At 55.2% G+C, this 21,026-nt stretch carries 21 protein-coding genes and 1 tRNA gene; 3 read left to right on the forward strand and 19 right to left on the reverse strand.

Annotation, left to right across the window (positions count from 1 at the left end; genetic code table 11):
- Positions 1-9: 9 nt before the first annotated feature.
- The 5 genes from E3E37_RS01210 to E3E37_RS01230 form a co-directional block, all read right to left on the reverse strand.
- On the reverse strand, positions 10-1,239 hold the full coding sequence (locus E3E37_RS01210) for an ABC transporter permease (protein ID WP_167714475.1): 1,230 nt from the start codon (positions 1,237-1,239) through the stop codon (positions 10-12).
- Entirely contained in the window at positions 1,236-2,126 is an 891-nt protein-coding gene (locus tag E3E37_RS01215) for an ABC transporter ATP-binding protein (RefSeq protein ID WP_167714476.1), read from the reverse strand. The genes E3E37_RS01210 and E3E37_RS01215 overlap by 4 nt, the downstream gene beginning before the upstream one ends.
- Positions 2,127-2,484: 358 nt before the next feature.
- Positions 2,485-3,108: a dTMP kinase gene (gene tmk, locus E3E37_RS01220; RefSeq protein ID WP_088864244.1), complete on the reverse strand. Its 624-nt coding sequence runs from the start codon at positions 3,106-3,108 to the stop codon at positions 2,485-2,487.
- 101 nt (positions 3,109-3,209) lie between these two features.
- Positions 3,210-3,917 carry a phospho-sugar mutase gene (locus tag E3E37_RS01225; RefSeq protein WP_088864245.1) on the reverse strand — a complete coding sequence of 236 codons (708 nt, stop codon included), beginning with the start codon at positions 3,915-3,917 and terminating at the stop codon, positions 3,210-3,212.
- Positions 3,918-3,927: 10 nt separating this feature from the next.
- Positions 3,928-5,013, reverse strand: coding sequence for a sugar phosphate nucleotidyltransferase (locus E3E37_RS01230; RefSeq protein WP_088865751.1), 1,086 nt, complete (start codon positions 5,011-5,013; stop codon positions 3,928-3,930).
- Positions 5,014-5,238: 225 nt separating this feature from the next.
- On the opposite strand from E3E37_RS01230, the gene E3E37_RS01235 reads away from it, so the two are divergent.
- Both E3E37_RS01235 and malP read left to right on the forward strand, forming a co-directional pair.
- Positions 5,239-7,116, forward strand: coding sequence for a phosphoenolpyruvate carboxykinase (GTP) (locus tag E3E37_RS01235; RefSeq protein ID WP_206203993.1), 1,878 nt, complete (start codon positions 5,239-5,241; stop codon positions 7,114-7,116).
- Between the two features lie 97 nt (positions 7,117-7,213).
- The gene (gene malP / locus E3E37_RS01240) at positions 7,214-9,712 is read left to right on the forward strand and encodes a maltodextrin phosphorylase (protein WP_167714477.1); all 2,499 of its coding nucleotides are present in this window, start codon (positions 7,214-7,216) and stop codon (positions 9,710-9,712) included.
- Positions 9,713-9,739: 27 nt separating this feature from the next.
- Here malP and E3E37_RS01245 read toward each other — a convergent pair whose 3' ends face one another.
- The 6 genes from E3E37_RS01245 to dcd all read right to left on the reverse strand — a co-directional run bounded on the left by E3E37_RS01245 (position 9,740) and on the right by dcd (position 15,763).
- Entirely contained in the window at positions 9,740-11,458 is a 1,719-nt protein-coding gene (locus E3E37_RS01245) for a glutamate--tRNA ligase (protein ID WP_167715235.1), read from the reverse strand.
- A gap of 77 nt (positions 11,459-11,535) precedes the next feature.
- Positions 11,536-12,930 carry a DNA primase DnaG gene (gene dnaG / locus E3E37_RS01250; protein ID WP_088864248.1) on the reverse strand — a complete coding sequence of 465 codons (1,395 nt, stop codon included), beginning with the start codon at positions 12,928-12,930 and terminating at the stop codon, positions 11,536-11,538.
- Positions 12,927-13,328: a toprim domain-containing protein gene (locus E3E37_RS01255; protein ID WP_167714478.1), complete on the reverse strand. Its 402-nt coding sequence runs from the start codon at positions 13,326-13,328 to the stop codon at positions 12,927-12,929. Before E3E37_RS01255 ends, dnaG begins: the two co-directional genes overlap by 4 nt.
- Before the next feature lie 74 nt (positions 13,329-13,402).
- Positions 13,403-14,677 (reverse strand): TIGR04013 family B12-binding domain/radical SAM domain-containing protein, encoded by a 1,275-nt coding sequence (locus E3E37_RS01260; RefSeq protein ID WP_167714479.1) that lies wholly within the window; start codon positions 14,675-14,677, stop codon positions 13,403-13,405.
- Positions 14,678-14,748: 71 nt separating this feature from the next.
- Positions 14,749-14,952, reverse strand: coding sequence for an archaeal histone HpkA (gene hpkA, locus E3E37_RS01265; protein ID WP_088864251.1), 204 nt, complete (start codon positions 14,950-14,952; stop codon positions 14,749-14,751).
- A gap of 340 nt (positions 14,953-15,292) precedes the next feature.
- Positions 15,293-15,763: a dCTP deaminase gene (gene dcd, locus E3E37_RS01270; protein ID WP_167715237.1), complete on the reverse strand. Its 471-nt coding sequence runs from the start codon at positions 15,761-15,763 to the stop codon at positions 15,293-15,295.
- A 48-nt stretch (positions 15,764-15,811) separates the two neighbouring features.
- Between dcd and E3E37_RS01275 the strand changes: the two genes are divergently transcribed.
- Positions 15,812-15,887, forward strand: a tRNA-Arg gene (locus E3E37_RS01275).
- 185 nt (positions 15,888-16,072) lie between these two features.
- Here E3E37_RS01275 and E3E37_RS01280 read toward each other — a convergent pair.
- From E3E37_RS01280 to ftsZ, 8 genes are all read right to left on the reverse strand, one after another.
- Positions 16,073-16,369 (reverse strand): hypothetical protein, encoded by a 297-nt coding sequence (locus E3E37_RS01280; protein WP_167714480.1) that lies wholly within the window; start codon positions 16,367-16,369, stop codon positions 16,073-16,075.
- Between the two features lie 98 nt (positions 16,370-16,467).
- Positions 16,468-16,785 carry a 50S ribosomal protein P1 gene (gene rpl12p / locus E3E37_RS01285; RefSeq protein WP_088864254.1) on the reverse strand — a complete coding sequence of 106 codons (318 nt, stop codon included), beginning with the start codon at positions 16,783-16,785 and terminating at the stop codon, positions 16,468-16,470.
- A gap of 76 nt (positions 16,786-16,861) precedes the next feature.
- On the reverse strand, positions 16,862-17,881 hold the full coding sequence (locus E3E37_RS01290; protein ID WP_088864255.1) for a 50S ribosomal protein L10: 1,020 nt from the start codon (positions 17,879-17,881) through the stop codon (positions 16,862-16,864).
- A 5-nt stretch (positions 17,882-17,886) separates the two neighbouring features.
- A complete protein-coding gene (locus tag E3E37_RS01295) occupies positions 17,887-18,537 on the reverse strand; it encodes a 50S ribosomal protein L1 (RefSeq protein WP_088864256.1) in 651 nt (216 codons plus the stop codon).
- Between the two features lie 79 nt (positions 18,538-18,616).
- Positions 18,617-19,108: a 50S ribosomal protein L11 gene (locus tag E3E37_RS01300; RefSeq protein ID WP_088853943.1), complete on the reverse strand. Its 492-nt coding sequence runs from the start codon at positions 19,106-19,108 to the stop codon at positions 18,617-18,619.
- A gap of 26 nt (positions 19,109-19,134) precedes the next feature.
- Positions 19,135-19,593: a transcription elongation factor Spt5 gene (locus E3E37_RS01305; protein WP_088864257.1), complete on the reverse strand. Its 459-nt coding sequence runs from the start codon at positions 19,591-19,593 to the stop codon at positions 19,135-19,137.
- 20 nt (positions 19,594-19,613) lie between these two features.
- Positions 19,614-19,799, reverse strand: coding sequence for a protein translocase SEC61 complex subunit gamma (locus tag E3E37_RS01310; RefSeq protein ID WP_088864258.1), 186 nt, complete (start codon positions 19,797-19,799; stop codon positions 19,614-19,616).
- A 39-nt stretch (positions 19,800-19,838) separates the two neighbouring features.
- Positions 19,839-20,960: a cell division protein FtsZ gene (ftsZ, locus tag E3E37_RS01315; RefSeq protein WP_088864259.1), complete on the reverse strand. Its 1,122-nt coding sequence runs from the start codon at positions 20,958-20,960 to the stop codon at positions 19,839-19,841.
- Positions 20,961-21,026 lie beyond the last annotated feature (66 nt).

Consider the following 21,026-nt stretch of genomic DNA (forward strand, 5'->3'; position numbering starts at 1 on the left):
CTTTATTCCTCACTCAAGCCTCCTGACCGCCCAGTTGTAGAGGAGTATCGCCACCAGCAGCATGCCAAAGCTGCTCACGGCCACCCACGCAACGTCCGGAAGGATCTCACTCGTCGGCCTGTGGTAGAGCTCCAGGAGGCGGAGGCTTTTGAGGGCCGTTCCGAGGGGGAAGTAGTCCGCTATGGGCCTCGCCCACTCCGGGAGTACGCTCGCCGGGATGACGATGCCCGCCAGGAAAAGAAGGGGCATCGAGATGAGGTTGACTATCGCGTTTGTTGCCCTCATGCTCCTCGTGCCCATGGCTATGGCCAGCCCCAGGCTCATCGAGAAGACTGCGGCGAAGAATATTATCGCCCATCCCAGGGAACTCGGAAAGACCGTTTCCCCAAAGACCAGCCTCGCGTAGGCTATGCCTATCAGTATGCTCACCGTTATGATGATGAACGTGGAGAGCATCTTTCCGACCAGGAAGTCCCAGGCCGTTGCCGGCGAGGCCGCTATGCGCCTCAGCGTGCCCTTCTCTATCTCCACAAAAACGAGCGAGGAAATGGTGAGCATTGTTGCGAAGAGGAACTGTATCCCTATGAAGCTCGTGACGTAGAATTGAATGGCTGAGGGAGCTTCTCCCTTAACCTCCCTCTCCTCCAGTTCGAGGGGATTCGTAAGCCCGAGCATGTATCCCCTGACATCGTCCATCGTGAGGTTTCCCGTCCCTTCATCTGGGATGTACCCCTCCATGTAGCTCAGGGTGATGTTCAGCCTTCTCTCAACCATCCTCTTCTCGAACTCCGAGAAGAAGCCCTTTATAACCCCGCTGACTATCTGGTAGTTCTGTGGGTCGCTCCTGTCGAAGTAGGCGTAAATCCTGCCCTGAAGACCACTCGAAACGTTCTTTCCAAAACCATCCGGAAAGACCAGGAGAACGTCGACCCTTCCTGCCTTAACGGCGTCTATCCCTGCGCTCTCGTTGGGGTAGGTTTTGACTCTGAAGACGTGAACCCCCTCCATCGTCACGTTCTCCATTACGTTCACGACGTCGGTCGCGCTGAACTGGGCGCTCTCGTTGGAGTAGACGACGCCGACGTCTATGCTTATCGGCGGGTTGTGGCCACCCCATATCCCTCCGAGCAGGGTGATCCACATCAGCGGAAAGACGAATATCCAGAAGAGCGCCATCTTTTCCCGCCCTGTCTCCCTCAGGTCCTTCTCCACTATGGCCCTGATGATTCTCCCCCTCATTCCAGCCCCCTCCCGGTGAGCTTCAGGAAAACGTCCTCAAGCGTCGGCTCCTCAACCCTTATCGTCCGTATCTTGCTCCCCGCCTCCACGAGGAGCTCCACAATCCTCGGCAGGGCGGTTTTTGAATCTTCTACGGCAATTCTAAGTTCATCTTCACGCTCTATCGTCCTTGGGAACTCTTCTTTCACGCGCTCCGTGCCCCTCAGGATGCCCTCGACGTGTATCACACTCCCTTCCCCAGCTAAGGACTTCAGTTCCTCCGGGGTTCCGACGGCTATCACAGTCCCCTCGTTCATTATCGCCACCCTGTCGGCGAGGGCTTCAGCCTCCTCCATGTAGTGGGTCGCGAGGAGTATAGTTTTTCCCCCTTCGCGGAGCCTTCCTATGGCCTCCCAGAGTTCCCTCCGCGAGGGCACGTCCAGTCCCGCCGACGGCTCATCGAGGATTAGAAGTTCCGGCTCGTAGAGTAGTGCTATCGCCAGATTGAGGCGCCTCTTGAAGCCGTCGCTCAGCTCCTTGACCTTTTTCTTTGCCGGGAGGGAGAACTCCAAGATGAGCTCCCTCACGCGCTCCCTGGGCGCATCGTAGAGGTCGGCGTAGAAGCGCAGGTTCTCCTCCACAGTCAGGAGGTCGTAGGCTATGCTCTCCTGGGGAGCGTAGCCTATCAGCCTGGCGGTCTTCTTTGAGAGGGGCTCACCGAAAACCCTTATCTCCCCGGAATCGTAGCCTAGCCCTTCCGCGAGAATCCTTATCAGTGTGGTTTTTCCGGCACCGTTGGGCCCGAGGAGTGCGAAAACCTCCCCTTCGTTCACCTCTAGGTCGATGCCCTTCAGCGCCAGAAAATCACCATAGCTTTTTCTCAGTCTCTTGATGTCAAGGGCTTTCATGCACTCACCCGATAATGAAAATGCACTCAAGTGATATAAAACTACAAGGAATTCTGAAACTCAGAGTAAATCTCACGGGGCAATTTTCTCCTTGATCGCTTGAGACGGGGACTTCCGAGACACGGAAACTCCTTGAGGAACATGCGACCGCGGGTAAAATACATGAAACAGACGTGAAACGTTTAAGGCCTCGGCTAACCCTCTTCTCCTCACCTTTCAGCGTGGCTAACGCTCGTCATCGGCCGAAAAAGGGTTCGCCTCAACCTTTAAAAAGAATCCGTCGAGGAAAGAAGGGGGATGAAGAGCGTTTACCGGTCTGATCGCTACCGGATGAAGAGACTGGCACTGGCCGACCCCATCACTTCTTGAAGAGTTCGTGCTCAACCAGCGCCACTATGTCGTTGTGGATATCCTCCACGCTCGCGAGGGCATTGACTATCCTCATCTCCGGGAAGCGCTCCGCGAGCTTGAGGTAGTTCTCGCGCACCTTCTTCTGGAGTTCCGCTATCTTGTCGAACTCGGTCTTTATGCTCCGCCCGTTTATGCGCTTCATGCTCTCCTTCACCGGCAGATCGAGGAGAATCACGAGGTCCGGCCTTACGGCGAATCTGTTGAGGTCAATGAGCCACTCAAGGTCGAGCCCCCTCGCCCACTGATAGGCGAGTGAGGAGTAGAAGTAGCGGTCCGAAATTACAACCTTTCCTGCCTCAATTGAAGGCTTTATCAGCTTGGCAACGTGCTCCGCCCTGTCGGCGGCAAAGAGAAGTGCCTCCGCTTCGTGGCTTATTCTAGCTCCATCTATTATGCCTTCTCGCCCACCGGTGAGAACCAGCTTCCTTATCAGCTTCCCGAAGGCGGTATCCGTTGGCTCCTTGGTTAGAACCACGTCGTAGCCTCTTTCCTCGAACCACTTCGCCAGAAGCCTAGCCTGAGTTGACTTGCCTGCACCATCGATGCCCTCAATGACTATGAATGTTCCCACAGACGTCACCCCCAAAATGAACGGAGAATTATAACTGGTCCCACCCTTTTAACGCTTTTCTCTTAAAGATTTTTTGAAGGTTTAAAAGGGAGGGCAAAAATTCAAAGGTTCTTCTTCATATGGTCCAGGAGCTTCCACATGCTTCCGAACTCGAACTCCTCCCCGTCCCTGTAGAACTCAACGATACCCTCCGGTCTGAAGCGCAGCCCAAAGTCATAGTCCCCCTTCTGGAGTTTGTGCATGAAGACCTCCTTGGGCTTCGGCGGCAGGTAGCTCGTCATCATGTCGTTCATCAGCTCGGCCTCGAAGCCGAAGTGGTCACTCATCCTCGGGAAGAAGAGCACAGCCGGTGTATTCATGGCATCAACGAGGGCCTTGCCATCGATGCGGAAGTTGTAGTGTTTGAAGACCTCGTGAAGGAAGTCGTCGAGGGCGTTTGGGTAGTACACCGTTGCACCGATGTCGTTTGGCTGGGCCTCTATGAAGCTCTTACTCTCCATTATTGCCCCTATCTCGTCGCTGTCTATGCCGCTGACATAAACCCTGACGCCACCGTAGTAGTAGACGTAAGCCAGCGGAAGTCCCTTTCTGTGGGCAAAGTCCTTTAATGCTATCAGCGGAATCAGACGGACGTCCATTATGGTGGAACCTGTGCTGACGATTCCGACCACCATCGCTCGTTTCCCGTATCTGGATATCGCCCTGCCGTCTCTTCCGACTATTATCGTCCCGTGGGATATCGTTCCTATGGCCCTTCCGAGAAGGGCGAGCTCCTCGGGGTTGAACCTCTGGGAGTAGTACACTTCCACTTCCACCACCTCAATCCGGGAGTATTATACTCTCCTTACCAATCCTCGACTCCACCCAAATCTTGACGTTGGAGCCGATCTTGCTGAAGTCCTCAATGAGCGTGTTGTCCCCTATAACACTACCGGGCTGTATAACAACACCCTTGCCTATGTGAACGTTCTCTCCTATTATGGCCTCCTTAATCTCTGCACCCTCCTCTATGGTGGCCCCTGAAAATATCACCGAACGCTCTATTTTAACGTTTCTGCCTATCTCCACGTCGTCTCCGAGCACCGCGAAGCCCCTTACCTCGGGCCGCCTCAGAACACAGCGTCTGCCGGTTATGAGGGCCCCACCGTACTCCAGATTGCCCTTGAGGCTCTCGGTTTTCAGGCCCGGCAGAACCAGCCTGCCCAGAAAAACGTCCTCAGTGGCCTGGAGGTAGCTCGACGGCCTTCCAACGTCGTTCCAGTACTCGCTGAACGGAAACCCGTAGAGTGGCAGGTCGTTCTCAAGCATCCTGGGGAACAGGTCTTTGGAGAAATCGAAGTTCTTGCCCTTTGGGACGAGGTCAAAGGCCTCGGGCTCGAAGACGTAAATGCCGGCATTGACGAGGTTGCTGAAGGCCTCCTCCGGCTTTGGCTTCTCCTTAAAGCGGAGTATCCTGCCTTCCTCGTTTATTATTGCTATGCCGTACTGGGTAGGATCTTCAACCCGTGAGAGGGCTATCGTCGCGAGGGCCTTTTTTTGAAGGTGATAATCGTACAGTGCCCTCAGGTCCAGGTTCGTGAGCACATCGCTCGAAACGACGAAGAACGCCTCGTCCATCTTCTTGACCACCTTTTTGGTGGCCCCGGCCGTCCCGAGCTTCACGTTGTCCTTGTTGGAATAGTGTATCCGGATTCCCCAATCACTGCCGTCGCCGAAGTAGTCCATTATGCGCTCCTTGAGGTACCCAACCAGGACGTAGACCTCATCGACACCCGCTTTCACGAGGCTCTGGACGGTGTACTCCATCAGAGGCCTGTTGAAGAACGGTATCATGGGCTTTGGCCTGTAAACCGTCAGCGGTAGCAGCCGTGTTCCCCTGCCCCCGGCCAAAATCACTGCCTTCATTACGCGCACCATTGGAGTATATCACCGCTAGTTAATATACTTTGCGCCTGAGGTAGGCATATGGACATCGGTCACTAAATTTGTGCATTCAACACCTGTCGTTGTGACGACCGGTTCACTTTTTCTGAAGGATTGAGTCAATGGAAGGTCGGAATTGGACTTTTCTCTGGTCACAACGACGAAGAATTTTTAAGTTTAAATCCAACTCTCCTCGGAGGCGATATTATGAACGCCTTGGAGAGACTCGAAAGGCTCCTCGACAGAGAACAGTTTGAGAAAATCAGGGCGATAAACAATCCCGAACTCCACGAGTTTCTGGCGGAATGGATCGAATGGCTTGAGCCGGATAAGGTTTTCGTCTGCACCGATAGCGAGGAGGACGAACACTACGTCCGCTGGAAGGCCCTCTACTATGGGGAGGAAAGGCTCCTCGAAACTCCGAACCACACGGTTCACTACGACAACTACTACGACCAGGCCAGGGACAAGGCCAACACCAAGCTTCTCGTTCTAGGTGGAAAGGAGATTCCCTTCCTCAACACCAAGGACAGGGACGAGGGTCTCAGAGAGATACGGGAGCTAATGAAGGGTGTTATGCGCGGCAAGGAGCTCTTCGTGTGCTTCTTCGTCCTCGGACCGAGGAACTCGGTCTTCACGATTCCGGCCGTTCAGCTCACAGATTCGGCCTATGTGGCCCACTCCGAGTTCATCCTTTACCGGAAGGGCTACGAGGAGTTTAAGAGACTCGGCAGCCAGGCCAGGTTCTTCCGCTTCGTCCACTCCGCCGGGGAGCTGGACGAGAGGAAAACGAGCAAGAACCTTGATAAGAGGCGCATTTACATAGACCTCGCCGGAGAAACCGTCTACTCCGTCAACACCCAGTACGGCGGCAATACCATCGGCCTCAAGAAGCTCGCGTTCAGGCTCACCATACAGCGCGCCGTCAGGGAAGGCTGGCTCAGCGAGCACATGTTCCTCATGCGTGTGAATGGGCCCAACGGCAGGAAGACCTACTTCACCGGCGCCTACCCGAGCATGTGCGGAAAGACATCCACGGCCATGATCAGCTGGGAGAACATCGTCGGCGATGACCTGACATTTATAATGCCCTTCAACGGCGTTGCGAGGGGAGCGAACGTTGAGAAGGGTGTCTTTGGAATAATACAGGGCGTGAACCCGGAGGACGACCCGATAATATGGCAGGTTCTCCATTCGCCGGTCGAGATTATCTTCTCCAATGTGCTCATCAACGACGGAAAGCCCTACTGGAACGAGATGGGAATTGAGATTCCGGACGAGGGTGAAAACCACAGCGGAAAATGGTGGCGTGGAAAGAGGGACGCTGAAGGAAACGAGATACCTCCCAGCCACAAGAACGCGCGCTTCACCGTTTCGCTGGAGCACTTCCCGAACGTTGACATGGAGGCCCTTGAGGCCCCGTGTGGCGTTGAGGTCGGTGGCATGATATTCGGGGGCCGCGACAAGGACACCTGGCCGCCGGTGAGGGAGGCCTTCGACTGGAAGCACGGCGTCATAACGATGGGTGCCGCCCTTGAGAGCGAGACCACAGCGGCAACGCTCGGGAAGGAAGGAATAAGGGCCTTCAACCCCATGGCCATACTCGACTTCATAAGCGTCCCGCTCGGGGAGTACATCGAGAACTACCTTGAGTTCGAGAAGAAACTCAGAAAGGCGCCGAAGATATTCGCCGTCAACTACTTCCTGCGTGATGAGAACGGCAACTGGCTCAACCACAAGCTCGACAAGGCTGTCTGGCTCAAATGGATGGAGCTTAGGGTTCACGGCGACGTCGATGCCATAGAGACGCCGATAGGCTACATTCCAAGGTACGAGGACCTTGCGAGACTCTTCAGAGAGGTTCTCAACAAGGAGTACAGTCGGGAGGCCTACGAGAAGCAGTTCACCATCAGGGTTCCGGAGCTTCTCGCCAAGATTGACAGGATAGAGAAGATCTACCGCGAGCAGGTCAAAGAGGTTCCGGAGGAGCTCTTCCGGGTTCTTGAGGAGGAGCGGGAGAGGCTCCTTGAGGCCCGGGAAAAGTACGGGGACTACATCAGCCCCTTCGTCCTCGAAGGGGAGTGAGCTTTTCTTCTCCTCTTTTCGTCGAACGCCGAGCGGCAAGGCTTTTTAAGGTTAGTGCCGATTACGTATCACCCAAGATGATACACGGGTGGTTGCCATGGTTGAACTTGACACCTGTACCCAGGATGTAATCAGGGAGAAGCTTCCGCATCCCCTGAAGGATCTTGCGGAGCTGGCCTACAACTACTGGTGGAGCTGGAACCGGCGCGCAACAAAGCTGTGGGAGTACATAGACCCGGAGCTCTGGACGGAGCACAAGAACCCGGTTAAGCTTCTCCTCGACGTCCCCCAGAGCCGCCTTCGCGAGCTTCTCAAAGATGACGATTTTATGAACCTCTATGAACTCGTCATGGACCAGTTTGAGAGCTACATGAATCCACAGTCCACGTGGTTCTCCACGAATTACCCAAAGTGGGACCGTCCGATAGTGTACCTGTGCATGGAGTACGGCATAAGCAGGAGTCTGCCGATATACTCCGGCGGGCTGGGCATACTGGCCGGGGACCACGTCAAGACCGCCAGCGACCTTGGCTTGCCCTTCATCGCGATTGGCCTTCTCTACAAGCACGGCTACTTCCGGCAGGAGATAGAGAAGGACGGCAGGCAGAGGGAAGTCTTCCCGGAGTATAAACCCGGAGAGATGCCGATTAAACCCGTTCTCGGCAAGGACGGAAGACCTCTGCTGGTGGAGGTTCCCATAGAGGACAGGATAGTTTACGCTCGGGCCTTCGAGGTGACCGTGGGGAGGGTGAAGATATACCTCCTCGATACTGACGTGCCTGAAAACGGTGCCGACGACAGGACGATATGCGACTACCTCTACAACGCGGAGATAGACAAGAGGATAAAGCAGGAGATCCTCCTTGGAATCGGTGGTATGAGGCTCCTGAAAGCCCTCGGCATAGAACCAGGCGTGGTTCACCTTAACGAAGGCCATCCAGCCTTTGCAAACCTCCAGAGGATCGCCTGGTACATGGAGGATGGCCCCACGTTCACAGAGGCTCTCAGCATAGTCAGGGGAACAACCATCTTCACTACCCACACGCCCGTGCCAGCGGGCCACGACAGGTTCCCGATTGAGGAAGTTCGGAAGCGCCTTGCCAAGTTCCTTGAGGGGAGGGAGGAGCTCCTTGAGCTCGGCAGGGAAGGTGACCAGGTCAACATGACCCTCCTGGCAATAAGGACATCGAGCTACGTCAACGGCGTGAGCCAGCTCCACGCCGAGGTCAGCAAGAGAATGTGGAAGGACCTCTGGCCCGACGTCCCGATAGACGAGATACCCATCGAGGGCATCACCAACGGAATCCATACCATGACCTGGGTTCACAACGAAATGAGGAAGCTCTTCGACCGTTATCTCGGCAAGATCTGGCGCGAGCATACGAACCTTGAGGGTCTATGGTACGCCGTTGAGATGATACCCGATGAGGAACTCTGGGAGGCCCACCTTGAGGCCAAGAGACAGTTCATAGAGTTCCTCAGGAGAAAGGTCATGAGGCGGAACGAGCGCCTTGGCACAGACGACCCGTTACCCGATATGGACGAGAACGCACTCATAATAGGCTTTGCCAGGCGCTTCGCGACCTACAAACGTGCGACCCTTCTGTTCACCGACCTTGAGCGGCTGAAGAGAATTCTCAACGACCCCGAAAGGCCGGTTTATCTGGTCTTCGGCGGAAAGGCCCATCCAATGGACGAGGCCGGAAAGGAGTTCCTCAAGCGTGTCTACGAGGTCAGCCAGATGCCCGAGTTCCGGGGCAAGATATTCGTGATGGAGAACTACGACATGGGAAGCGCCAGGCTGATGGTTGCCGGAGTTGATGTCTGGCTCAACACGCCTCGCAGGCCGATGGAAGCCAGCGGGACCAGCGGCATGAAGGCCGGTCTGAACGGCGTCCTCAACGCGAGCATCTACGATGGCTGGTGGGTTGAGGGCTACAACGGCAAGAACGGCTGGGTCATTGGAGAGGAGAGCACGGAACCGGAGACTGAGGTTGATGATGTCAAGGATGCCCATGCCCTCTACGATCTCCTTGAGAGGGAGATAATCCCGACCTACTACGGCAACAGGGAGAGATGGATATACATGATGAAGGAGAGCATCAAGAGCATCGCACCTCGCTTCAGCACCCACCGGATGGTCAAGGAGTACGTCGGCAGGTTCTACGCCAAGGCCATGAGCAACCACATATGGCTTACCCGCGAGAACTACCGTGGAACCAGGGAAATAGCCGCATGGAAGGACCGTGTTACCGCATCGTGGAACAACGTCGTGATAGAGGCAGTTAAGGTCAGAGATGACCGGGGGGGCCTTGAGGTTACCGTTTACCTTGACGGCCTTAATCCGGAAGACGTAAGGGTCGAGCTCTACTACGGCGTCAAGGCTGAGGGCTACCATGTTGAGAAGCCCTACATCATAGAGCTCAGACACCCTAAGGACCTCGGCGGCAACCGGTGGCTATACGCCTACGAGGGAACTGCCCTGAGGCACTTTGGCGACCCCTGCTGGCACTACGCGCTCCGCGTTTATCCGCACCACGAGAAGCTGCCCCACAGGTTCCTGCTGGGTCTTGTAAAGTGGAGGGGCCTGGAGTAGCCCCGTCCCTTTTGAAATTTTAAAAGGTCACTTGTGGGCAAATATCGCCACGACCTTTTCCCCGACCTCGTCTATTCTGACGAAGCCAAAGCGCTCGAACTGGACTACCTCATCGACCTTGAGCTCAGCGCCGCTCTCCAAGAGACCCTTTCTGACAATCAGCTCGTCTCCCTCCGGGACGAGAACCTCGCAGGGCTTCCCCTCGGTGACCCAGTGGACCATTCTCCAGCGGTGTTCTCTAGCTATTTCGTACTCGACGCTGTGGAACTTTGCCCTAATCCCTTCTTCGCTCACCTCGATTATCTCGACGTTGAAGAGGTCCTTGAGCCTTACGAAGTTGCCGGGCTTGAAGAGCTCCATGTCGTCCTTTGAGACGTAGACCGGTTTCCCAGGTGTGAATTTAAGCCTTCTAACGCCCCTCTCCGGATAATCGGGGTGGAGCGGTATCTCGGCCGTGAATTCCTCCTCATAACCTTCAACCCACATCGGAATCGGGTCGGCGACGAAGAAGTAGCGGTTGGCTATTGGTTCGATAATCCTCCTGTTTATAGCCGCGAGGTTGTCCCAGCTTATTGTCGTGTCGCTCCTCTTCAGCCCGACCTCGATGATGAGTTCCCTTATTGCCTCTGGCCTTATACCGCGCCTTCTCAGGGCACGAATGGTTCCAAGCCTCGGATCGTCCCAGCCGAGGTACTTGCCCTCCTGGATTCCCTTTCTCGTCTTCGACTTGCTGAGGATTACCCCCTCTATACTCAGCCTTCCGTGGTGAACCGTGACCGGGTACTCCCAGCCGAAATAGTCGTAGATATAGCGCTGCCTTGTCTCGTTCTCCGCGTGCTCCTGTCCGCGGAAGATGTGGGTAACGCCAAGCTCATAGTCGTCTATGGCCGAGGCAAAGTTGTAGAGCGGCCAGACGCGGTACTTGTCACCCACGCGCGGGTGGTTGGCGTTGTCAATTATCCTGAGCGCCGGCCAGTCCCTTACTGCAGGGTTGGGGTGATTGAGGTCGGTCTTTATCCTCACCACTGCTTCGCCCTCTTTGTACTCTCCGTTCAGCATCTTCCTCCAGCGCTCCAGCTGGACCTCAACGGGCTCGTCCCTGTGGGGACAGGCGATGCCCTTGTCCCTTAGCTCACGGAACTTCTCCGGCTCACAGGTGCAGACGTATGCTTTTCCCATCCTGATGAGCTTCTCAGCGTAGTCGTAGTAGATTTCGAGCCTGTCGCTGGCGATGTGTATCTCGTCTATCTTGAAGCCAAGCCATTCCAGGTCCTCCTTGATCCACTCGTAAAAGATTGGCTCCGGCCTTTTGACCTTCGGGTCGGTGTCGTCGAAGCGGAGTATGAACTTGCCGCCGTAGAGCCTCGCGTACTCGTGGCTGAGAATGGCCGCCCTCGCGTTCCCGAGGTGGAAGGCTCCATCGGGGTTGGGGGCGAAGCGTGTAACGACCTTTCCTTTCTCGGCCTTCGGGAGGGGTGGAAGGCCCCTCTTCTCTTCCCTCTTCTCCTTCTTGGCCTCGAAAAACTCCGGGTAAATCTCCTTTAGCTTTGACTCCTGCTCCTCGATGCTCATGCCGTTAACTCTCTCAACAATTTCGTTCACGAGGGGGATTATCTCTTTCGCCTTAGGCCTCAGCTCCGGATTCTCGCCGAGAACCTTTCCTATAACAGCCTTTGGGTTTGCCTTCCCTTTGTGGGTGTAAGCGTTTATGAGCGCGTACTTCAGTATGAGCTCCTCCACGTTCATTCTCCTCACCGGGGGGAGAAAGGTGGGAGTGGTTATAAAGTTAGTCCTCAAGAATGGGGGGAAAAGGAGGGCGGAGCTCACTCCGCGAAGGTAACTATCTTGAGGTTTATCGGCCTTCTGACGACGTTGTACTTCCTTGCGCCCACTAGGTATTTGACACCGCTCTCGCTCACCGTGTCTATAAGCCTCTGGGTTATAACGCCGTTGAAAACCACCGCGTAGATGTCCTTGCGCTCCTTGAGCTGGTTAGTTAGCTCCCTGACAGGTATCTCGGCGACGATGTTCTTGTCCTTGTCGAGGAGAAGTGCCATGGACTCCTTGGAGGCTTTGACCTTCTCTATGAACTCGCCGAACTCGTCGAGCTCGCTCGGCTTTGGCTGCTGAATGGGCTTTATTATGCGCTCCTCCTTCTTGGGCTCGGGCTGGTGCTTCCTCTCCTCGACCTTCTGTGGCTGTGCCGGTGCCACTACCTGTGCGGGCGGTTTGGATTCCCTCTTTTCCTCCCTGCCCTTTGCCTTCTCCTTTTCCTTGATAACGTCGTAGAAGTTCCTGCCCTTGTAGAATATCTCCGTTATGACCTGCTCGGCCGGAACCTTGCTCCTGAGGGACTTGACTATCTCCTTCTTGGTCAGTTCCTCAACCTCTTTGCCCTCAGGGGCGCGGGCCACGTAGTCTACATCTGCAACCTGCAGGAGCTCCTTGAGTATGAGCTCGCCGCCGCGGTCGCCGTCTGTGAAGGCCGTAACGATGCGCTCCTTGCTGAGCTTGATTATCGTCTCCGGAACGGAGGTTCCTTCAACGGCTATGGCGTTCTTTATGCCGTGTTTGAGGAGGTTGAGCACGTCGGCCCTTCCTTCAACGACTATGATTGAGTCAGAGAACGGCACGTGCGGACCGGCTGGAAGCTTCTCCGGACCGTACTCTATGAGCTCCTTCGCCCTTACCGCCTTCTTGACCTCTTCCGTGAGCTCCTGCGTTTCCGGAATCTCCTGCTCCATAAGGCTTTCGAGTATCTCCTTGGCCCTCTCTATTATGTACTTCCTTTTGGTTGCACGAACGTCCTCAATGCGGAGGACCTTTATCTTGGCCTCGGCCGGACCGACGCGGTCTATGGTCTCCAAAGCGGCCGCGAGGATGGCCGTCTCGACCCTGTCGAGGCTCGACGGGACGGTTATAGTTCCGTAGGTCTTTCCGGCCTTCGTGTGAACCTCAACCCTTATCCTTCCAATCCTACCGGTCTTCTGGAGTTCCCTTAAATCGAGATCGTCACCCAGAAGGCCCTCAGTTTGACCAAAAATAGCACCAACGACGTCGGGCCTTTCAACAATTCCGTTCGCTTCAAACTCCGCATATATCACGTATTTCGTGGTTCCAAACTCGTCCTTGGCTGACATACCACCACCTTCTTTCCGTTTTTCAAACTTTTGCTTTTCAGCCAAAATGTGGTGAAGCACTGTCTTCTTCCTCTTCATCGAATCCCCTCCAAGTGGGGGTCAGAAACGGAGACGACCTTAAGGTAGAGACCGTAGAGGTCCTCAATCCCTTTGATGTCCTTCTTTGCTATTCTCCTGAGCTCTCTGCGCGTCTCTGCATCAACCCTGCAGGGATAGCCCTCCATATATCGGAGGAGCTTCCTTGCGAGTTCTTCCCCCTTTCTGTCGAAGTCTGTAAGTATCATGACCTCTTTATGTGATGACGCGATGAGCGCAACTTCCGTTAAAGGCAGGCGGGAGAGCCTTATTATCTCCGCCCTGACCCCCAGATTCCTCAGAGCCACCTCGTCTCGCGGGCCCTCCACGATGAGGGCTCCCTCAAACTCTCGCAGTTTATCTATAAGCTCCAGGAATCTTTTATAGTTTTCGGCGTACATATTGCCGTCGGTTAGGTAACGAAGGAATGGGGTTATAAGCTTATTGGATAATTTTTGACCCCTTCCTGTCTACCTCAGCAGACGTTGTGCACGGGCACTGTATGGCTCATTGGCTCCTCGTAGAACTCGTCCATGAGCTTCTGGAGCCGTTTTGAGAGTTCAATTTGCTTGCCCCACGAGCCCTCTATCTTCCCCTTAGCCGCCATCCTGCCCAGGAAGCGCTTCATCTCCTCGCTCAGAGGTGAAGGCTTACAGCGCGCCCAGGGGGTTCCTGGGAGGGGCATGAAGTAGTGGGCGCGAACCTTTCCACCCTTTCTCATTATCCACCTCATAAGCTCGATGCTCTTTTTCTGGCTCTCCTCGCTCTCGTTCGGCAGGCCCACGATGAAGTCAACCACCGGTTCGAAGCCGTACTCGAGCATGTAGTCAACTGCCCGCTGGACGTGTTCCACCCGGTGAATCCGGTGCATGGCTTTGAGCATCGCATCGTCACCGCTTTGAGCACCTATGGCCAACCTCTTGTTGTCTGCATAGTCGATGAGGAGCTCCAGCGTCTCCGGGATGACGAACTCAGGCCGGACCTCGCTCGGAAAGGTCCCGTAGAAGAGCCTCCTGCCCTCTTTCCTTAGGGGCTGGAGAGCCTTTAGAAGGGCCTCAAGCTTGTTGAGTTTCAGTATCGCACCCGGTGAGCCGTAAGCAAAGGCGTTGGGGGTTATATAGCGCATGTCCTTCATCCTGCGGGAGTATTTTACAATCTGGTCTATGGGCCTGTGCCTCATCCGGAGCCCCTTGATGTAGGGCGTCTGGCAGTAGTAGCAGCCGAAGGGGCAACCGCGCGTTATCTCTATCGGAGAGATAAGTCGAACGCTTTCTGGGTACGGTGGAAAGCGCCAGAAGTCCTCCACCTTTGCGAAGCCTGTGAAGACGAACTCGCCGTTGAGGTGGAAGGCGAGGCCTTTGATGTCAAGGAACTCCCTTGTAACACGGTATTCTGTCTTTTTCAGCAATGCGAGTAGCCTGTAAAGGACCTCCTCCCCTTCCCCGATAACCGCTACGTCAAACCCGAGCTGATTGAGCGTATGTTTGGGCATCGCTATCGCGTGGTAGCCACCGGCAACGAGAAGGGCGCCCTTTTCCTTCAGCAGCCTGACCTCCTCGGGCAATGGGCCCCAAATCTCCTCTGTGAAGAATGAATAAAGAACCACCTTCGGCCGGGCTTTCAGTATTTCCCTGAAGTCCTTGGATATCAGAAGCTCGCTCAAGTCGAAGCCCTGACTTTCCAAGGCACCGAGAAGATGTACGAAGGCGTTGTGGTTGCGCTTGGTCATTCGGACGGCTATCTCCGGCATGGTTGAAGCCTGGAGAAGGGACTTAAAACGCTAACGGTTGAGAAATGGGAAGTAAAAGAAGCCAAAGGCCTTCAAGCCTTGATGGCGAGCTTGATGTCCTCGGCCTTGACGGTCTTTCTGCCGGCGTGCCTGGCGAACTGGACGGACTTCCTAGCAAGCTCAACAGCGTACTCCTCGAGGTACTCGGCGAGGACCTTGGCGGCCTCCTCGCTGACCCTCTCAGCGCCGGCCTTCCTTATAAGCCTGTCAATCGGGGCAATCGGCAACTCAGCCATTCACAACACCTCCGGGAAGAGTTTTTCGGTATTCTTTAAGGAAATGGAGATATATAAACCTTTCGGTAAATAGAGCCGTCTACGTCGGCCAGATAGCCAATGCGCCTTTGCATACAATCGGCTTGACCAGTGGAATATTTTTATTAGCATTCCCGGCGATAGGTAACCCGATAAAAGCAGAACATTCTATAGAGGGCCTCACCTGGATGGTGCCTTCTCGCGCCCATAATCCGATTATGGCTGGAAATATCGATTATTGGAAACCAGAAAAATCCGGGTTGATTTCTATCTGCCAGAGGATGTTCCAAGAAATGGAACGAGGGTCAATGGGCAGATTTGGTTATTTTACCTTCCGCTTCGAAAGCGCGAGATGCTGGCTCCCCTGGTAGTTCCCCCTGTAGGGATTTTTCGCAGGTCCCTCCAGCCTGATGAAGGCTATCTGAACAAATCGCTCTCCGTAGGCGAGTTCAACCGGTTCAGAGGAGGCATTGTATATTCCAAGGGTGAGGTTGCCGTCCCAGCCGGGATCGACCCATGCGAATGAGCCAAGGAGACCTTCCCTGGCGAGGCTGCTCCTGAGCTTCATGTCGCCCATCACATCATCCGGGAGCCTGACACGCTCAAGGGTCAGGATGAGGGAGTACGTCTTGGGGGGAATCACGACTTTTCCGGTCCCTTCCACGTCGATGAGTTCCCCGTTTATGTATGCCTCCCGGCCAACCCGCAGGTCGTAGCCCGCCGGCTGGAGGGACTTCTCGTTGAACGGCTCGATGAGAATTTCCTTCCTGATTTTCCAGTCCGGGAGCATCATTGCCAACCACCGCAAGCTTTATTTTGCCGCCCCTTAAAACACTTCCGAGGGCCCGTGGCCTAGGGGACATGGCGCCGGCCTTCGGAGCCGGTAGTCGCGGGTTCGAATCCCGCCGGGCCCGCCAGAAATACAAACTTTCGCTTGGCGAAATTTTGAGCAAAGTCTGCGACTCACGGGTTTCACAGTGTTCCCCACAAGGTGTCCTTCGGACGCGAGAAGCATATGGCTGTGGATTTGAAGTTGAAGCCAGTAATAGAATTGCAAAGCCGGAGTGGCTATAAAACCTAATACCAAAAAAATGAAAGGGTCTCATTCCTGAGTTAGGCTTCTTATGAGGTCGTCAAGCGCTTTGTAGGCCTCGCTGGTTGCGTAAACCTTCCCCATCGTGTTCATAATCTTGTAATGGGCATCGACGCGGTAGGCCCCGATGTTCTTCCTCAGCCCGTACGGACCGACGAGAACTTCACTAACCATGCTGACCCATTCGATATAGACTGTCATAAGCTCCTCAAGAATCATCACCTTGGAGGCCATCCCCATCTCCTGGAGGGCCTCGTTGAGGGGTTTGCCACCCGTTTTTTCAAGGGTTATGGGCATGGAAACCACCGGAGAATTATGGAATTCATGTTATTTAACGGTGGCGAATTACTGCAAAGAAAAGTGGTTAAACGTCCGCCGGAGGGCGGACAAAAAGGGAAGGGATTTCAGCCGAAGAGGGCTCCGAGACCGGCGAGGGCCTCCTCCTCGCTGGCCTCCTCTTCCTCTTCCTCCTCTTCCTCCTCCTGGGCCTCAGCCGGAGCCTCAGCGGCCGGGGCAGCGGCAACTGCCACCGGAGCGGCAACCGGCATGGCGGCCTTCTCGATGACCTCGTCGATGTTGACGCCCTCAAGGGCGGCAACGAGAGCCTTTATCCTGGCCTCGTCCGGGCTAACTCCAGCAGCCTCAAGGATTGCCTTAAGGTTCTCCTCGGTTATCTCCTTACCAGCGGCGTGGAGCAGCAGAGCGGCATACACGTACTCCATTTTTCGCACCTCCAATCATCTTCATTTTCATTCATTTCACACGGATTTGTTCAGGGATACGAGGGAAATGGAAAGTTCAGCCGAAGAGCGCGCCCAGTCCCGCGAGCGCGTCCTCCTCGGAGGCTTCCTCTTCTTCCTCCTCTTCTTCCTCAGCCTCCTCAACCTTCTCCTCCTGAGGCTGAGCGGCAACGGCTATTTGTGCCTGTTGGTTTAAAAGCTCTTTGGTCTTTTCGTCGAGCAGGTCCTCAGGCAGCTCCTGCGCTATGAGCAGTACTGCACGCAGGGCCCTGCCAAAGATGTCCTCGACTGTCTCTGGGGTAATGTATCCAGCCTCCACAGCGACGTTCTTCGCGCCGAGGAAGGCCTTTTGGATGATAGCCTCGATGGTCTGGCTGGTCGGATAGGCGGTGTTGACGGAGAGGTTGAAGGCGTGCATGTAAGCCTGCTGGAGCAGGTTGATGTACTCGCTCTCGTCTATCGCAAGAACCTCTGGGGTGTAGACTATGCCGTCCTCGTAGGCCGCGAGCAGGTTGAGACCGACCTCCAGCGGCTCGATGCCGAGCGCGTTGAGGATCCTCGCGAGCTGGTCGGTTATGACCTCACCCGCCTTGAGGACGGTGTAGTCCTTCTGGATGCTGACCTTACCCTTCTCGATTCTCGCGGGTATGCCAAGAGCCTGCATCTCACCGACAAGGGGACCCGGTGAGATTGAGGTTGGACCCGCTGGAATCACGACGTCCTTGGGAACCGGCACGCCGGGCTTTGCTGGGGCAGGGGTCTTGCTCTCCTCAAGGAGCTTGTAGAGCTTGAAGGGGTTCATCTCGGTGGCGAGGATTCCGGCTCCGCCCTGAATGTAGTCAATGAGCTTCTCAAGGTCTGGGTTGTTGAGCTCCTGGGCGGCCCTCTTTATGGCGAGCTCTATGAGGGTGTTCCTGCTGACCCTGAGGAGTGCCTTTCCGCGGAGCTTCTCACGCATCTTGCTGAGCGGGTAGGCAGGGACGTTGGCAACGTCAACTAGAGCTATCACTGGGTGGCTCTTGATGATGTTGGCGAGTTCTTCAACTTCCTTCTTCTTCCACTCGGCTACGTGGGCCATCTCCCTCACCTCTCCACCTTAACTGCCGGTCCCATGGTGGTCTTGACGTACACTGACTTCACTTGGTTCTCGCCGCGCTCCAGCTTGTTGATGATGGCGTTAAGAACGGCCTCGGCATTCTCTGCCAGCTTCTCGTCATCCATGTCCTCGGTTCCTATCCTGGCGTGCACAACGGGGTTGTTCTTGAGCTGTATCCTGACGGTCTTTTTGAGCCTGGCAACTATCGGTTCAAGGTTGGTCATGGTCGGCGGAACTACCTGCGGCATCTTGTTCCTTGGACCGAGGTACCTACCGAGGTACCTACCGATCTTTGGCATCAGCGGTGCGGCCGCTATGAAGAAGTCGTAGTTCTTCGCCAGCTTCCTTGCCTCCCTTGGGCTCTTGGCAAGTTCCTCAAGCTGCTCTCCACTAATCACATCAAGCCCGAGCTTTTTAGCCGCCTCGGCAACGGCACCATCAGCGATGACCGCGATTTTGGGCTCCTTCCCACGACCGTGGGGCAGCACAACCTCAAGCTTAAACCTGTTCTCCGGCTTGCGGAGGTCTATATCCTTGAGGTTGACTGCCATTTCGACGGTCTGTGTGAAGTTGCGCGGCTTAGCCCGGGCCTTCGCCTCCTTCACCGCTTCCACGAGTTTCTGCCTGTCAAAGGCCATTTACAGCCCTCCTTTCGTTTTTGATTTAAGCAACGAAAAGTCAAAAATGCGTAAAAAGAGGGATTTTTAAACTTTTCCCTCACTCCTCGGCGTTGGCGAAAATCTCGTCGTAAACGCCTTCGTCAATCTCCTTCTGGACTTCCCTCGGGTCCTTGCCCTCAACGGTAACGCCCATGCTGAGCGCCGTACCGATGACCTCCTTGGCGGCAGCCTTAAGGTCGGCCGCGAGCATCTGCTCCTGCTTGGCTTTGGCTATCCTGATGACCTGCTCCATCGTTAGGTTCCCGACCGGGCTGTGGCCGGGCTCACTGGAGCCCTTCGGGGCGCCGATCTCCTTCTTGATAAGCTGGCTGACCGGCGGGACACCGACCTCTATCTCGAAGGTCTTCTTCTTCGGGTCGGTGACGATGATCTTGACGGGAACCTGCATTCCCTCAAAGTCTTTGGTGGCCTTGTTTATCTCATCAACGACCTGCTTGACGTTGAGTCCGAGCGGACCGATGGCGGGACCGAGCGGGGGTCCGGGTGAAGCCTTTCCTCCCTCAACGAGCACCTCAACAACCTGTGCCATTTTTCTCACCTCTGTCTGTTGACCGTTCACTCCTTCTGGCGTTTGCTTATAAGTCTAACGTATTCGCCCCTCACCGTGACCGGAATTGGGACGATTGAGCCTATGAGCTCGACTACTATCTCATCCTTGGCTTCGTCGACCCTTACGACTTTTGCCTTCTCACCCTTGAACGGTCCGGCAATGAGCTCGACTATGTCGCCGGGTTCGAAGCCGCTGACTGCCGGTTTCTCCTCAAGGAAGTGCTCTATCTCCTCAAACTTAACCTCGCCCGGAAGGGTACCTTTTGCGTGCCGTATGCCCTTTATGGCCTCGTCAACGGCACTCTTGCTGGGCGCCTCGACGAATATGTAACCCTTCACCTTGGACGGGGCGAGTATGGCGTAGACCGGCAGATTATACGTTTTAATCTTGCTGTATATCAGCTTGGCCGTGGTCTCTTCCTGGCCTACGGTGACGCGTACTGTGAAGATTCTGCCTTCGCTCATTTCTATCACCTGCTGCCGGCTCAGGAGCCAGTAATGAGGTAGCCGAACAGACGGATAACAAGGCCAATGAGGCCGATTAGTATCATTCCAATGCCGGTAATCTTGGCTGCCATCTTGAATTCTTTCATTCCCGGCTTTTTTGTAACCATCAAAACCCTCCGCGACTCCGCGAAGAAGTTTTTAAGCTTTTCCGTGCTTGTTGCCACCCTCGTCACCTCGCTGAATTTTGAAAATGAAAGGGGTCGTCAAAGCTCCTCAAGGTCGAGCTTAATAACTTTTCTCTCTGACTCCTCGGGGTAGTAGAGGGTCTCCTCTTCGGCGACGGCGTAGGGTGAGCTGACGCCAGTGACGACGATGAGGATTCTGATCATCTTGCCGAGCTCCTCGTCGAGCTGGATGCCCCAGATGACTTGGGCCTCTGGGTCGAGCTTGCTGGTCACGAGCTCGATTATCTGCTGGGCCTCTTCGAGCTTGACGTCGCTTCCGCTGATGCTTATGAGCGCTCCCTTGGCACCGCTTATATCTACGTCGAGGAGCGGGCTGTTGAGTGCCTGCTGGGCGGCTTCGAGGGCCCTCTTCTCGCTGTCGCTCTCGCCGATACCTATCATCGCAACGCCGCCGTCCTTCATGACGGCGCGAACGTCGTTGAAGTCTAGGTTAACCAGACCCGGCTTGGTGATGAGCTCGGTGATTCCTTTAACGGCCTGGACGAGTATCTCGTCGGCCACCTTGAAGGCCATGTGTATCGGAAGGTTCGGGGCAACCTCCATAAGCTTGTCGTTCGGGATAACTATTACCGTGTCGCTGTTCTTCCTTAGCTTTTCAAGGCCGTATTCTGCGTTCTTTATGCGCCTTATGCCCTCGACGGTGAACGGAAGGGTGACCACCGAGACCGTTAGGGCGCCCATCTTCTTGGCTATCTCGGCAACGACAGGGGCGGCACCGGTGCCGGTACCACCGCCGAGACCGCAGGTGATGAAGACCATGTCGGCGCCCTCAAGGGCATCGCGTATGTCCCTCTCGTTTTCCTTGGCGGCCTCTTCACCCATCTTCGGGTTGTTTCCGGCTCCGAGGCCTCTGGTTAGTTCCTTACCGATGAGTATCTTTTTGTGAGCGCGAACCTTGAGGAGGTCCTGGGCGTCGGTGTTAACCGCGATGACCTTCGCACCCTGGATACCAACCTGCATCATCCTGTTAATGGTGTTACAGCCGGCACCGCCGACACCAACGACATAAATCTTGGCCTGTATCTGCTCAAGAATCCTCTTAAGCTCCTCATCAATGTCCGTCTGAGGAACTTGGGCCTCCGGGGCCTTGTTAAGGTCGGCAGAGGTTCTTTCGATAGCGTCTTCAATCAGCTTCAGCATCTTTTCACCCTCCGGGCAATTTAACATCTGTTTCACTTTGTAGGCAGGTAGTATATAAATTTAGCT

The organism is Thermococcus sp. ES12 (assembly GCF_012027515.1).
Taxonomy (GTDB): Archaea; Methanobacteriota_B; Thermococci; order Thermococcales; family Thermococcaceae; genus Thermococcus; species Thermococcus barossii.

Excerpts from the sequence above, each read along its gene's own strand:
- E3E37_RS01210 (WP_167714475.1), bottom strand. The coding sequence starts at position 1,239 with ATGAGGGGGAGAATCATCAGGGCCATAGTGGAGAAGGACCTGAGGGAG.
- E3E37_RS01215 (WP_167714476.1), bottom strand. The coding sequence starts at position 2,126 with ATGAAAGCCCTTGACATCAAGAGACTGAGAAAAAGCTATGGTGATTTT.
- E3E37_RS01230 (WP_088865751.1), bottom strand. The coding sequence starts at position 5,013 with ATGAAGGCAGTGATTTTGGCCGGGGGCAGGGGAACACGGCTGCTACCG.
- E3E37_RS01235 (WP_206203993.1), top strand. The coding sequence starts at position 5,239 with ATGAACGCCTTGGAGAGACTCGAAAGGCTCCTCGACAGAGAACAGTTT.
- malP (WP_167714477.1), top strand. The coding sequence starts at position 7,214 with ATGGTTGAACTTGACACCTGTACCCAGGATGTAATCAGGGAGAAGCTT.
- E3E37_RS01245 (WP_167715235.1), bottom strand. The coding sequence starts at position 11,458 with ATGAACGTGGAGGAGCTCATACTGAAGTACGCGCTCATAAACGCTTAC.
- dnaG (WP_088864248.1), bottom strand. The coding sequence starts at position 12,930 with ATGAAGAGGAAGAAGACAGTGCTTCACCACATTTTGGCTGAAAAGCAA.
- E3E37_RS01255 (WP_167714478.1), bottom strand. The coding sequence starts at position 13,328 with ATGTACGCCGAAAACTATAAAAGATTCCTGGAGCTTATAGATAAACTG.
- E3E37_RS01260 (WP_167714479.1), bottom strand. The coding sequence starts at position 14,677 with ATGCCGGAGATAGCCGTCCGAATGACCAAGCGCAACCACAACGCCTTC.
- hpkA (WP_088864251.1), bottom strand. The coding sequence starts at position 14,952 with ATGGCTGAGTTGCCGATTGCCCCGATTGACAGGCTTATAAGGAAGGCC.
- dcd (WP_167715237.1), bottom strand. The coding sequence starts at position 15,763 with ATGATGCTCCCGGACTGGAAAATCAGGAAGGAAATTCTCATCGAGCCG.
- rpl12p (WP_088864254.1), bottom strand. The coding sequence starts at position 16,785 with ATGGAGTACGTGTATGCCGCTCTGCTGCTCCACGCCGCTGGTAAGGAG.
- E3E37_RS01290 (WP_088864255.1), bottom strand. The coding sequence starts at position 17,881 with ATGGCCCACGTAGCCGAGTGGAAGAAGAAGGAAGTTGAAGAACTCGCC.
- E3E37_RS01295 (WP_088864256.1), bottom strand. The coding sequence starts at position 18,537 with ATGGCCTTTGACAGGCAGAAACTCGTGGAAGCGGTGAAGGAGGCGAAG.
- E3E37_RS01300 (WP_088853943.1), bottom strand. The coding sequence starts at position 19,108 with ATGGCACAGGTTGTTGAGGTGCTCGTTGAGGGAGGAAAGGCTTCACCC.
- E3E37_RS01305 (WP_088864257.1), bottom strand. The coding sequence starts at position 19,593 with ATGAGCGAAGGCAGAATCTTCACAGTACGCGTCACCGTAGGCCAGGAA.
- ftsZ (WP_088864259.1), bottom strand. The coding sequence starts at position 20,960 with ATGCTGAAGCTGATTGAAGACGCTATCGAAAGAACCTCTGCCGACCTT.